We start from the raw sequence: 10,996 nt of genomic DNA on the forward strand, positions 1-10,996 counted from the left end.
GTCATTGGTCATTGGGCATGGGGCATGGGGTATGGGGCATGGGTAAGAAGTGATAAAGGTGTACTAATTTTTTTCAAAAATCAAATATTAGTTATATACAAATATTAGTTTTATATATTATTAAAAATAAATGTGATTAAAAAGTGACTGTCATTCATCAGGAATGAAGGAATGGGGAGTGAGAGTAATTTTTAATTTTTCACTTCCTTCTCCTGATTGACTTATTTTACTGCGATCGCTAATTAGATAATGCTTTTTGGCCATGGGGAATGGCCTGTCCCTAAAGATAGGAATGCGGGACGAAAGAATGTTCAACTCCGTTGCCAAATTTTAATCGTCTTATCCAAACTACCACTTACCAACATCTCGCCGGAAGCTGTGTAAGCTAATGCTGTGACTGTATTGCCATGACCTGTAAATGTGCCTAGCAGTTCTCCTGTTTGTAGATGCCACAACTTGATAGTTTTATCAGCACTACCGCTAGCTATAATTTTTCCATCAGGACTTAAAGCGATCGCATACACTCGATCTCTATGTCCCTTGAGGGTGGAGATTAATTCGCCAGTATCCAACTGCCAAATTTTAATTGTTTTATCCCAGCTACCACTGACGAGCAGCTTACCATCTGCACTAATTGCCAGAGAGCTAACGATATGAGAATGACCCATGAGGGTGCATAGTGGTGGTGTGTCCTTGAGAATTTTCCCCCCTGCTTGGGATGAGGTGTGCCAGATTTTGATTTTGCGGTAGCTACCCGTGACTAGCATTTGCCCATCTTGACTTAAAACTAGGGAGTGAGCCGCGGTATCATCTAAAGAAAGAGCGATCGCTACTCGACGTTGCATTAAATCCCAAAACAGAATTTTTCTGTCATCTCCACCAGTCGCTAACATCCTGCCATCTGGAGTAAAGGCTAAACATCGCACTACCCCATTATGCTTGTGCAGAATATCTATCAAATCTAGTGCGCCTACATGCCAAATCTTTATTGTGGAATCAGCACCGCAACTTACTAAAGTCTGTCCATCTGAACTAAAGGCTAAGGAATTCACTTCATCCACCAGTCCAGACATAACCCAAGGATATTCAGACAATGTATCTATTAATTCACCCTTGCTTAAATCCCACAGCTTCGTCTCTCCAAGACTACCACTTGCCAATATAGGCATGGTTTTGATATTTTTACACCCTGAACTGAAAGCAAGGCAATTAATTCCTCTAGTGTGACCTTTCAAAGTTTGCCAGCATTCCCAGTCACCTACTATACATTTAAGGGAATGTTCTGGTGGCAAAGTCTGAATTGTTTCTGCCACGATTCTCTCATTAATTACTGGTATTAGCGGCGCAGCTTTTTTAGTAGTAAGTGATTCTAAATACCAATTTAATCCCCCTGCATACAACAAGTTGCTCGAAGTAATGTAAAGTTTTGGTTCAGTTAATTCAAGTTGATTCGTAGGTAAAAATCCCGCGATTACAATTTGTTTTTCGTAGCCTAATTTACCTGCAAATGGATAAAACAAGCAAAGAAAAATTAATACCTGGTGATTTTTTAAATCCTCTTGAGTAACCGACCATTTAGTTTTGTTTTTCTTAAGACTGTTAAAACTTTCTCCATCAGCAACGTAAACTTTAACACTCATCTTAGGATGCTCTTTGAGCACGTAAGAAAATTTACTTTCGCCGCTCAAATTCCCCTCATCATCTAAAACTATGTTTTGCAAGGTGTCTTGTGGCACTTTTTTGATCAATTTACCCAAGCGTTCAGTCATCACCCGTTCAACGACTTGCTCTCGCAAAAGATAATCTTCTGCTTGTTGCTGGAAGTATTTGGTAAAGGGTATCGTCCAGTCAGGAGGTTCAGGATATTCAGGCGGCGTAGGCGGCGGATTTTTGGCAAGGATTTCTGCTTGCTGGCGAGCAACTTCCAGGATTTTTGCCAATGGCTCGCCCCAGAATACCATAATTTCAGTGTGGCAACCCTTGACTTGACTTTCTAGCAAAGATAAGTCGTGAGTCTTGGATTTTTTCACACGTTGAAGGAAGTCAGCTTGTTGATCTCTTAGTAAGCTAATCCAATCCATCTGCATTCCCACAGCACAATATTGCATACCTACGGTAAGCTATACCATCGCAATTACTCAAGTTTATAACCTTTAGTTAATTAAAAATTCAGTAATCTTAGCAGTCTAATAGAACACAGCTATCAATATACATTTATGGTAGAGATACACCTGGATGTGCTCAGACATCTCATCAACATAGTGCAGCTGAGATGTAGAGAATTAGATGATGTCAGTCAATTTTATCGAACCTGGAGAACGAGATACTGTTTTCCTTCTACAATTTAAGGACAAATATCTCGCGTATTCATTGCTTCCTATCTCAGTGACTCATAACTAACAGTAGCGTTAACTACTATAGTAATCCGATTTGATTCGTGAACTGACTCGTAGAGACAGGGAATGGGGGATAGGGAATGGGGAATAGGGAATGGGGAATAGGGAATAGGGAATAGGGAATGGGGGATAGGGAATGGGGGATAGGAAAAAAAGGATTTATATCATATTCGGTATATCGCTTACGATATAAAATCCCCAAAGTCTTTATGTTTAAAAATCTCGGCGTTCATTTTATCGTAAGTATTTAAGCGAACATGATATTAGAGGTGTATGCGGTTTTTTCAAAAATTAAACAGGAATCCTATATCTTCCCTAATACTTGTCGGGTAAAGGGGAACAGGAAAGGGAAAAGAAAAAACCTTAAGCTAAACATTACTCTCCAGAAATTTGCAAAAATACAGTGCGTTGGCGAGGCCCATCCAACTCAAAAAACAATACAGATTGCCAAGTTCCCAAAGCTAATTTTCCGTCCATGAGGGGAATCACCTCATTTGTACTTAGCATCATTGCCATCAAGTGAGAGTGAGCATTTATTGGTTCATCTTCTGGAACATCTCTTAAATGCAGGTCATTGTGCAAGTATCGTTCTGATTCAGGTGCTAATTTCTGTAAAAATACCTTCACATCCTCTAATAATCTGGCTTCATTTTCATTGACAGCCAAAGCTGTTGTAGTATGTCGAGAAAATACTAAAACTTGTCCATTTTTAATCGATGTCGAGGCAATAAAATCTTGTATTTGTGGTGTGATATTATGAATATTAATTCCCTGTTAAGTTTCGATTTGGATGATTCTATTAATAATCGGCATTACTTCAAATTTAGATAGTGATTGTTATGGAAAGTAAGTACATAAACGCTGTTTTATATTATAAAAAAATTAATATTTACTCATAATTATTAACTTTTAACTATAATTTGTAGACCTTGAACTAACCTTTCTATACCTTCTTTTGCTGTCTCTTTTTGCAGCGCACCATAGGCAACTCGTAGATAGCATCCGTTGTCCATGCCAAAGGTTGTTCCTGGAATGACTGCTATTTGATGCTCTTGGATTAGTCTTTTAACTAGCTCAAAAGCGTCAATTGGGGTATGAACTTTGAGGAAAAAATAGAAAGCACCATCGGCAGGGGTAATAGTACATAATCCTTGTAGGCGGTTAAGGGATTCAAGTACTAGTTGTCGGACTTGAGCAATCGCACCAATATTGTCTCTTAAATACTCCGGTTTTGCTTGCAATGCTCCTAAAGCTGCATACTGGGAAACCACTGGTGGACATATCAAAATAGTATCCTGGACTTTTTTGACGGGGACAAGCAGATGTTTGGGAATCAGCATATAGCCGATGCGCCAACTGGCAAAACCGTAAGCTTTAGAAAGGCTATACAGAGAAATGGTGTACTGACTGCTGCCAGTAAATGCGCCAGGGGAAACGTGTTTTACCCCGTTATAGGTAAAATATTCGTAGGCTTCATCGCTAATGTGGTAAATGCCGCGATCGCCACAGATTTGATTGACTTGGCGTAATGCCGCTTCTGAATAGACGACTCCAGTTGGATTATTGGGTGAAATTGTCACTATTGCTCGTGTTTTCGGGGTAATTGCTTGAGCGATCGCCTCTGGACGCAGTTGGTAATTTTCGGCTGTTTCTACTAACACTGCACGACAACCCGCCATTGCGATCGCCATTTCGTGATTGAAATAGTAAGGCGTATTCAGAATAATTTCATCACCTGGGGAAGTAATCGCCAGAATGGCATTCATAAACGCCATGTTGCTCCCCGCTGTGACAACGATGCAGTTTTCCTCGTTGATTTCAATGCTGTTGAAAGCCGACAATTTTTCTTTTAGTACTACTAATAAAGGAGGAATTCCCTCAACTGCTTGGTAGAGATTATTAGCAGAATCAGCAAGGAATTTAGGTAAAAGCTCTATTGCTGACTGTGGTGGGTTGTAAGAAACCACACCCTGTCCTAGAGAAATGGTTCCGGGAGAGTTTTTAATCAGCTCCCCAACCACAGGAATGATCGGCGACTGTACCGCTTGCATACGAGAGGTTAGAGATTTCATGCGATCGTGATACTTGAGGTAGATGTAAAAAAGTCTGTTTTGAGATTTTGATGGTGTTTATAAAGAATTTAGGCTGATGGAAAAGGTTTGATCCAGCCAAGTTGAATAGCGGTATCGAGAGCGATCGCCCCCACTACAAACCACAATATACTTTCTCCAGCCAGTACTAAACAAGGCAATATTGTGTCAGCATTCCAGCCAAGTTCTATCTGGGTTAATCCCCGCACCAAGCCAAAAGCTAGTACACCGCCAGCTTTGAGTTGGGGATTTTTGTCTGAGCGGATGATATAGCGATAGGTGACACCAAACAGCAAACCAGACAAACAAGCAACTACACCACTCACCCACCACTGCCAATTAACATCAAATTCCAAACTAGCGAGTGTTTTAAAATACTTTGCCAGTACCAGACTATTCACAAGACTGGTAATGATGAAAGTGAAACACACAGATAAACCCCCAATAATTCCAGCTTTGAGGGATTCTAAACGTTCTGCCATCAGTTGAATATCTGAATTTTCGTTCACTTAACATCTCACATTTTTGAAAGTCAGCGATATCCTTAACCATCCCCAATGCCCCATCCCCAATCCCCAATGCCCAATCCCCAGTATGATAAATATTAGAGACGTTTTGTAAATGAATTCAAAAGTGGGACTATGGCAATATTGACACTGGGTTGGGTATCACTCTTAGTTGTGTTCACTTGGTCAATTGCAATGGTAGTTTGGGGACGTAACGGACTGTAAAGGTATGGTAGAAAGTCCATTCCTGAGTATCTTGGGTTTAGCTGCTGTAGTGCTACTAGTGGTAGTCACTGGTGGTATTGGTTATTTGACACTGGCAGATTGGCGCGATCGCCGGCGTCTAGAACAAGAAAAACGCGAAACACGACGCAGCACTCCTAAACGGCGATAAATTTGATCAAAGTTACACAATGTTTTGTAGGGGCACGATGTTATTGTGCCCTACATTGTTTTTTCTACTACCTAATGGGAAAACAAGTGCATAATGCAGGTTTATTTGTGTCAAGATTTTCATCTGAAGTTGACACCAATACATAGTAATGCGTACCCCATTCTTAAACTGGGACTGGCATATTAGCACGCTTCTCCTGGGGCGTTGCTACCATCCGCATTCCTGCTGGTGTGGCTAAAGTTAAACCACGGCGTACAGGACGCACAGGACGCTTATTCACTAGGGATACTTGAAAATCTGACAAAATAGTTGCCAAGACGATTTTCATTTCATACTGGGCAAATGCCATCCCAATACAGCGGCGGCTACCCCCACCAAACGGTAAATATTCATAAGGTGAAAATTGCCTTTCTAAAAAGCGTTCTGGTTGAAACTGCTTGGGCTGTGGGTAAACTTCTTCTCTATGGTGTGCTAAATAAATACTGGGAATTATTGCTGTTCCTTCTGGCAGTTTGTAGCCCATAATTTCAATTGGGGTTTTCACAATCCGCAAGAAAGCATTTATGGCAATTGGGTAAATCCGCAACGTTTCTTGGCAAACTGCTGTTAAATAGGGCAATTTAGCAACACTACTTGGATCTGGGTTAATACCAAGGTTGTCGAGTTCCTGTAGCAATTTCTCACGCACCGCTGGTAAATGGTCAACCCAGTAAAAAGCCCATGTCAGTGCAGAGGCGGTGGTTTCATGTCCCGCTACCAACACTGTCATTAATTCGTCGTGTAATTCTTCATCAGACATCCCTTGTCCATCCTCGTAACGAGCAGCCATCATCAGACTCAGGATATCTTGGCGATTGTGGTGAGATTCAGCCCGACGTTCTTGAAGTAAAGCATAAATAAGTCGATCAATTTTTTGTCGTTGTTGGAGAATCCAACCCCACGGACTCCAAGCACCTAAGTCTTTTTGCATAAACCGGAAAAAGAAGGCACTGGACATTAAAGGCGAGCTGATAAAGTTTAGTAGGTCACTTAGCGATCGCCTTAGTTCTTCAAAAAGCTGTCCCTGATCCAAACCAAATACAACCCGCAAAATAACACGCAAGGTAATTTCTTGCATCGACTCACGGATATCAAAAGGTTTACCAATTTGCCACTCGTTACTCACTTGTTGAGTTATTTTACGGATATCCTGACCGTAAGCTCGCATCCTTTCACCATGAAAAGGAGGCGCTAATAGTTGACGTTGGCGCTGGTGGCGATCGCCATCCGCTAACATAAAGGAGCGATCGCCAAGCAAAAATCTTAGTCCTATGTTCCCCCTCCCAACCTCGAAATGGCTGGAATCCGCAGTAAAAATCTGCTCAAGTGCTTGGGGTTGACTAAAATACACAAGATGGTTATCCCCGCGACTACTCCTGATGGTAAAGGTATCACCATAGATTTTGGCAAAATCATCCACATATTTTACTGGCTGACCAATAAATTTGAGCAGCCGCAGAAAACGCGGCATTTTTGGCCCATTGGGTAGATTTGAAGTTGCTGTCATCGTAGTTTGTAGAATTGACGGGTTCTGATTTTTATTGTTACGAGTTTTCATGTTCTTGAGGGTTACACAAAGCGGTATATTCTTGTAAGGCAGCGTCGGAAACAAGCAGTGCCAAAAATCATCGCTATTCTCAACGGTAAAGGAGGAGTCGGCAAAACGACTACCGCAGTCAATCTGGCTGCAAACTTTGCGAAGAAAAAAAAGGTGATTCTAGTTGACGCAGATATTCAAGGTTCTGCAAGTTGGTGGTGTGGGCGCAATCAGCAAGGAATGGGATTTGATTTATCTCAAGAAACTGATCCTAAACTTTTGGGTAATTTAGGAAAGATAACAGGTTACGATTTAGTAGTGGTGGATACGCCTCCGGCGCTACGCTCTGAAGCATTAGCGGCGGTAGTTGCGATCGCAGATTATCTAGTTTTGCCTACACCCCCAGCAGCAATGGATTTAGCTGTACTCGTGGAGACGGTAAAAGCAGCCATCATCCCTGTGGGAACCTCCCATCGGGTACTGCTAACTAAAGTTGATACGCGGAGCATGGGAGAAGCACTAGAAGCGAAAAACACCCTCATGGGGCTAGGTATTCCGACTTTTAATACCTTTATCCGTGCTTATAAAGCTCATGAACGAGCCGCACTTGAGGGTATAGCGATTACTCAATGGCGAGGGGGAAATGCTCGCGAGGCGGATTTAGACTACCGCCGCGTGGCTGATGAATTACAGCGTGAATGGAGGAAATAATGGTTAAGAAACGTCTCACCGACTTACTACAAGAAGAGGCGCAAAAATTTACACCTCCTGAAGGTGAATCTGCGATTGAAGTTACAGCTGAGGAAGTTGCTGAAGAAACGTCAGCACAAGAACTGGAGCAAACTTCTTCTAGGCGCACAAATCTAACTAAAGCTGATTTAGAAACAGCTGTAAAAGAATTGACAGAAACTCTCGAAAAAAACCATAAAAAAGAAGCTGAGCTTCAGCAGCAAGTTGTTGATTTGCAATCAAAATTGTCTGAACAACAAACATCAACTGAACGGCTAACTAAAGAATTGCACGAAGCGAAAAAAACAGCACTGCAACTTGCAGAAGCTAACTCTCAACTGATCGAAGAAACTAATGCCTCAAAACAAGCAGAGAAAGCCAAATCTCAGCCAATAAAAGAAACTAGTGCTTTAAAAACCGCAGAGAAAGCCAAACCTCAGCCAATAGAAGAAACTAGTGCTTTAAAACCAGTAAAGGAAAACTACAACCCACTGAACTACAAAAAATCACACCGTTCTTCTGAAAAGCTGGCTCAATATCAACCAGATAACCAACATCAACCAGATAATCAACCAAACGAGTCTGCTGATGCTTCTAATAATGAGATGTGGTTACTTGACTAGACTTGAATCCAGTTTTTACTGAAAAAAGTCGTTATGTTGGGAGTTAACCCCGAAACTCTAAAATATGCTGGGCAGTGATTTGTGGTTGTTCCAAGTGAGGGAGATGACCACAATCTTGTATCCAAGTTAAAGTACTTTGTAAAATTGCCCTTTTAAACCTTATGGCATCCTCAGTACCCAAAATCTTATCAGAATCACCCCATAAAATCAGCGTTGATTGCACAATTTCTGCTAATTTATTAAATTTAAAAGCACTGTAGCCACCACTTTTTGTAAAAGCAATCAAAGCTTGATGCCAGTTTGGCATCTGTAGGTGTAATGCTCCACAATATAGAGCATCGATAGAGGCAAGAGTTTGATTTTTATATCCTATACGAGAAACGCGATCGCGTACTTTCAGATTACTCAAAAACTGAGTTGCTAAATAATCTAACGGGGGAAACATTAATTTGCTCAAAGGTGAACCACCCGCCAACCCAGCACTGTCAATTAACACCAGCTTGTTTACAACTTCCGGGTAACTCAACGTGAAATCAATTGCTGTTGCACCCCCCATCGAAGCGCCAACCAGAATTACAGGTTGATTAATTAGGCTTTTCCAGAAATAATAAAGATGGGTTTTAATGGCAGTTGGACTATAGGCAATTCCTGCAAGTCTGTCTGTAAATCCAAACCCCAATAAATCCACTGCCCAAGTTTCATTATCTTTACAAAGCAGTGGTAAAAGCCGACGAAATTCTAATACAGAACTGTCAAAACCGTGAATTAATAATATAGGCGTTCCACCACTTCCCAAATGTACATAGGTTGTGGTAATTGGTTGATTACTTAGAGGGGTAGCGATCGCCAACGATTGAATACTCTGCGCTAATGCGATCGAGGCGGGTTCTGTTAATTGCCCAACAGCTGTAGGAAGAAAATTAGGAAACATACATTTTAGTTTACCGTACTAATTGCCTCCTGCATAACGCTAGTTTTTTCACCAGCAGGCGCTCTAGCAGCTACTGGTATCAAAGAAAGTTTTCTAAAATGTCCAAATTGGGACTAAAGCCACGTACAATTAATATCGCCTATTCCTCAATTTAGGAGTTGATGCCATGCCAATGGCGGTTGGCGTAATTGAAACTTTAGGTTTTCCTAGTGTGTTAGCCGCAGCAGATGCGATGGTCAAATCTGCCGCAGTCACAATTGTGTATTATGGTCAAGCTGAAAGCGCTCGCTTGTTAGTCGCCGTCAGGGGACATGTTGCTGAAGTCAAAAGAGCAGTTGAAGCAGGAATCGCCGCTGGAGAAGAAGTAAAGGCTGGTACAGTAATCACCCACTACATCGTTCCCAATCCCCCGGAAAATGTAGAAACCATTCTACCAATTCACTTCACTGAAGAATCAGAACCTTTCCGCATGTTCTAAGCAGTTTCGCCATCAAAATCTGTAGCGAAGCTTCGTACAATTAACTTATAGCGCAGATACGTTTATTCATAAAGGAGATTACTAATGTCATTACAGGCAGTTGGAGCACTGGAAACTAAAGGTTTTCCTGCTGTACTAGCAGCAGCCGATGCTATGGTAAAAGCCGGTCGAGTCACCTTGGTTGGTTATATCAGAGTAGGTAGCGCTCGCTTTACAGTTAATATTCGTGGCGATGTTTCTGAGGTTAAGACAGCTATGGCTGCTGGTGTTGAAGCCGCAGAAAACGTTTATGGTGGTACCCTGGAATCTTGGGTGATTATTGCTCGTCCTCATGAAAATGTTGAAGCTGTTCTGCCAATAGCCTATACAGAAGCAGTTCAAGAGTATCGAGAATCTGTGGAAAATCCTATCGTCAGGTCTTCTAACGGGCGATAGAGTTAATGTCAATGGTCAAAATTAATATTGACTGTTGACTATTTATTTTTGCAAATGTTTCTTTTGAAAGAAACTTTCCGACGATAGAGGCGGATTCTTCCCTGAAGCTGGTTTTGCTCAGGTTAATTTATCTACTTATTTTTATTATTTAGAATAGCGATCGCTATTTAGTCAAAATATATTTTCTACTTTCTTAGGACTTACGCAACTGGCACACAAGGCTTCTGGTATAAGAGTCAAGGGGAGCCACTGCGCCCTTGCGGCTATGCCGACTTGAACGCCACTTGCGTCTGCGACAGGAGAAGCAAGTGGCGTTCAAAAATCAAGGTTTTTTGGACTTTTGACCTTTGACTCTGGACAACCTCTGGCGTTAAAAATATGACACTTGCGTAAGTCCTGTTTCTATCTTGGTTTTTAATTGTTAATTGCACCCCTAACTAAAATTACTGTACTCTCAACACCAGAGGCGATCGCTTCCGGAATATTACCTTGAATCGCATGTTGTAATAATCCCTCACGAGAAGCTCCTAAAACGACAACATCGTAACCTTCGGTTTTCACTAAACTAATCACGCCTTCGGCGACTGAATCAGCTTGGACTGGAACAGCAACTACAGTACTGGACAAATTGCGACGACGCATCAACTGACGAATGGCTTGTTCTAAAACTGTCATGTCTGGCTTGAACTCAGATGGTTTAAACACCTGTGTCAGCCGAATTTGCGGATTATTTCCCAATGTCACTAAAGCAGGTAAAAATTTAATCGCCACCCGTGCATTGGGGCCACCAGCCATCGGTACTAGCCAGCGGTTGAACTGGGGAGTGGGGGAAGGGGGG

The 10,996-nt window shown here is 41.7% G+C and carries 13 protein-coding genes; 6 read left to right on the plus strand and 7 right to left on the minus strand.

Annotated elements, in window-relative coordinates; genetic code table 11:
* Positions 1-311: 311 nt before the first annotated feature.
* The 4 genes from IQ246_RS26170 to IQ246_RS26185 form a co-directional block, all read right to left on the minus strand.
* Positions 312-2,081, minus strand: coding sequence for a WD40 repeat domain-containing protein (locus tag IQ246_RS26170; protein ID WP_194006226.1), 1,770 nt, complete (start codon positions 2,079-2,081; stop codon positions 312-314).
* Between the two features lie 690 nt (positions 2,082-2,771).
* Positions 2,772-3,164, minus strand: coding sequence for a secondary thiamine-phosphate synthase enzyme YjbQ (locus tag IQ246_RS26175; protein WP_339379211.1), 393 nt, complete (start codon positions 3,162-3,164; stop codon positions 2,772-2,774).
* Positions 3,165-3,298: 134 nt separating this feature from the next.
* A complete protein-coding gene (locus IQ246_RS26180; RefSeq protein ID WP_194006227.1) occupies positions 3,299-4,468 on the minus strand; it encodes a pyridoxal phosphate-dependent aminotransferase in 1,170 nt (389 codons plus the stop codon).
* 68 nt (positions 4,469-4,536) lie between these two features.
* On the minus strand, positions 4,537-4,968 hold the full coding sequence (locus IQ246_RS26185; protein ID WP_194006236.1) for a hypothetical protein: 432 nt from the start codon (positions 4,966-4,968) through the stop codon (positions 4,537-4,539).
* 159 nt (positions 4,969-5,127) lie between these two features.
* Between IQ246_RS26185 and petN the strand changes: the two genes are divergently transcribed.
* Positions 5,128-5,217, plus strand: coding sequence for a cytochrome b6-f complex subunit PetN (petN, locus tag IQ246_RS26190; RefSeq protein WP_010998401.1), 90 nt, complete (start codon positions 5,128-5,130; stop codon positions 5,215-5,217).
* Between the two features lie 4 nt (positions 5,218-5,221).
* The gene (locus tag IQ246_RS26195) at positions 5,222-5,386 is read left to right on the plus strand and encodes a hypothetical protein (protein WP_194006228.1); all 165 of its coding nucleotides are present in this window, start codon (positions 5,222-5,224) and stop codon (positions 5,384-5,386) included.
* A gap of 163 nt (positions 5,387-5,549) precedes the next feature.
* Here the strand turns inward: IQ246_RS26195 and IQ246_RS26200 are convergent, their stop codons facing one another.
* On the minus strand, positions 5,550-6,932 hold the full coding sequence (locus tag IQ246_RS26200; protein WP_194006229.1) for a cytochrome P450: 1,383 nt from the start codon (positions 6,930-6,932) through the stop codon (positions 5,550-5,552).
* Between the two features lie 108 nt (positions 6,933-7,040).
* Between IQ246_RS26200 and IQ246_RS26205 the strand changes: the two genes are divergently transcribed.
* A complete protein-coding gene (locus IQ246_RS26205) occupies positions 7,041-7,673 on the plus strand; it encodes a ParA family protein (protein WP_194006230.1) in 633 nt (210 codons plus the stop codon).
* The gene (locus IQ246_RS26210; protein WP_194006231.1) at positions 7,673-8,314 is read left to right on the plus strand and encodes a hypothetical protein; all 642 of its coding nucleotides are present in this window, start codon (positions 7,673-7,675) and stop codon (positions 8,312-8,314) included. Before IQ246_RS26205 ends, IQ246_RS26210 begins: the two co-directional genes overlap by 1 nt.
* Positions 8,315-8,357: 43 nt before the next feature.
* On the opposite strand, the gene IQ246_RS26215 is transcribed toward IQ246_RS26210, so the two are convergent.
* Entirely contained in the window at positions 8,358-9,245 is an 888-nt protein-coding gene (locus tag IQ246_RS26215; protein ID WP_194006232.1) for an alpha/beta fold hydrolase, read from the minus strand.
* 166 nt (positions 9,246-9,411) lie between these two features.
* Here IQ246_RS26215 and IQ246_RS26220 point away from each other — a divergent pair, with 166 nt between their 5' ends.
* Together IQ246_RS26220 and IQ246_RS26225 are read left to right on the plus strand one after the other, a co-directional pair.
* Positions 9,412-9,723: a carbon dioxide-concentrating mechanism protein CcmK gene (locus IQ246_RS26220; protein ID WP_194006233.1), complete on the plus strand. Its 312-nt coding sequence runs from the start codon at positions 9,412-9,414 to the stop codon at positions 9,721-9,723.
* A gap of 84 nt (positions 9,724-9,807) precedes the next feature.
* Positions 9,808-10,158, plus strand: coding sequence for a carbon dioxide-concentrating mechanism protein CcmK (locus tag IQ246_RS26225; protein WP_194006234.1), 351 nt, complete (start codon positions 9,808-9,810; stop codon positions 10,156-10,158).
* Between the two features lie 414 nt (positions 10,159-10,572).
* Here the strand turns inward: IQ246_RS26225 and IQ246_RS26230 are convergent.
* Positions 10,573-10,996 (minus strand): universal stress protein (locus IQ246_RS26230; RefSeq protein ID WP_194006235.1); only part of this gene is annotated, 424 nt, incomplete at its 5' end.

It is taken from the genome of aff. Roholtiella sp. LEGE 12411, assembly GCF_015206995.1.
In the GTDB taxonomy this organism is placed as follows: Bacteria; Cyanobacteriota; Cyanobacteriia; order Cyanobacteriales; family Nostocaceae; genus Komarekiella.

What these genes read in the sequence shown, in the direction of transcription:
- IQ246_RS26210 (WP_194006231.1), top strand. Translation starts at nt 7,673, where the DNA reads ATGGTTAAGAAACGTCTCACCGACTTACTACAAGAAGAGGCGCAAAAA.
- IQ246_RS26180 (WP_194006227.1), bottom strand. Translation starts at nt 4,468, where the DNA reads ATGAAATCTCTAACCTCTCGTATGCAAGCGGTACAGTCGCCGATCATT.
- IQ246_RS26215 (WP_194006232.1), bottom strand. Translation starts at nt 9,245, where the DNA reads ATGTTTCCTAATTTTCTTCCTACAGCTGTTGGGCAATTAACAGAACCC.
- petN (WP_010998401.1), top strand. Translation starts at nt 5,128, where the DNA reads ATGGCAATATTGACACTGGGTTGGGTATCACTCTTAGTTGTGTTCACT.
- IQ246_RS26185 (WP_194006236.1), bottom strand. Translation starts at nt 4,968, where the DNA reads ATGGCAGAACGTTTAGAATCCCTCAAAGCTGGAATTATTGGGGGTTTA.
- IQ246_RS26200 (WP_194006229.1), bottom strand. Translation starts at nt 6,932, where the DNA reads ATGACAGCAACTTCAAATCTACCCAATGGGCCAAAAATGCCGCGTTTT.
- IQ246_RS26220 (WP_194006233.1), top strand. Translation starts at nt 9,412, where the DNA reads ATGCCAATGGCGGTTGGCGTAATTGAAACTTTAGGTTTTCCTAGTGTG.
- IQ246_RS26225 (WP_194006234.1), top strand. Translation starts at nt 9,808, where the DNA reads ATGTCATTACAGGCAGTTGGAGCACTGGAAACTAAAGGTTTTCCTGCT.
- IQ246_RS26170 (WP_194006226.1), bottom strand. Translation starts at nt 2,081, where the DNA reads ATGGATTGGATTAGCTTACTAAGAGATCAACAAGCTGACTTCCTTCAA.
- IQ246_RS26195 (WP_194006228.1), top strand. Translation starts at nt 5,222, where the DNA reads ATGGTAGAAAGTCCATTCCTGAGTATCTTGGGTTTAGCTGCTGTAGTG.